Consider the following 1026-nt stretch of genomic DNA (forward strand, 5'->3'; position numbering starts at 1 on the left):
GGTTAACCTTGCCACTGAATGTAAGTCGCTGACCCATTATACAAAAGGTACGCAGTCACGGAACAAGTCCGCTCCTACTGTTTGTATGCACACGGTTTCAGGATCTATTTCACTCCCCTTCCGGGGTTCTTTTCGCCTTTCCCTCACGGTACTGGTTCACTATCGGTCGATTACGAGTATTTAGCCTTGGAGGATGGTCCCCCCATATTCAGACAGGATGTCACGTGTCCCGCCCTACTTGTCGTACGCTTAGTACCACCGGTCCGATTTCACATACGGGGCTATCACCCGCTATGGCTCCTATTTCCAGAGGATTCTGTTATCGGTCCGACTATCACGTACAGGCTCTTCCCATTTCGCTCGCCGCTACTTTGGGAATCTCGGTTGATTTCTTTTCCTGCAGCTACTTAGATGTTTCAGTTCGCCGCGTTCGCCTTGCATACCTATGTATTCAGTATGCAATACCCTAAAAGGGTGGGTTGCCCCATTCGGAAATCTGCGGATCAAAGTGTGTTTGCTCACTCCCCGCAGCTTATCGCAAGCTACTACGTCCTTCATCGCCTGTAATCGCCAAGGCATCCACCATGTGCACTTATTCGCTTGTCCCTATAACGTTAGCCTCTGAGGACCGAAGTCATCAAAGAGCGCTACAGGGATAAGAAAGTACAACGTTGTTGCTTGTTTGTTGATACATACAATCATTACCCATCAAGTCGCCTCATGCATTCCTGCACGCATAGACTTGATCAATAAATAATCTTTACTTCTTCCAGATTGTTAAAGAACGAAACAGCAATGATCGCTAAAAGATCAAACCTAAACCCGGTGGCTTACGTTTGCACTTTCAAGTACTTGGTGGAGGATGACGGGATCGAACCGACGACCCCCTGCTTGCAAAGCAGGTGCTCTCCCAGCTGAGCTAATCCCCCTGAGATTTACTACTTAACTGGTAGGGCTGGTTGGACTCGAACCAACGACCCCCGCGTTATCAACACGGTGCTCTAACCAGCTGAGCTACAGCCCCAA

The 1026-nt window shown here is 48.9% G+C and carries 2 tRNA genes and 1 rRNA gene; all 3 read right to left on the reverse strand.

What is annotated here, in order from left to right:
* A 23S ribosomal RNA gene (locus ASR47_RS00005) occupies positions 1-606 on the reverse strand; the annotation flags it as partial.
* A 247-nt stretch (positions 607-853) separates the two neighbouring features.
* Positions 854-929: transfer RNA gene (locus ASR47_RS00010), tRNA-Ala, on the reverse strand.
* 18 nt (positions 930-947) lie between these two features.
* A tRNA-Ile gene (locus ASR47_RS00015) sits at positions 948-1024 on the reverse strand.
* Positions 1025-1026 lie beyond the last annotated feature (2 nt).

The organism is Janthinobacterium psychrotolerans (genome assembly GCF_001677885.1).
GTDB lineage: Bacteria > Pseudomonadota > Gammaproteobacteria > Burkholderiales > Burkholderiaceae_D > Janthinobacterium > Janthinobacterium psychrotolerans.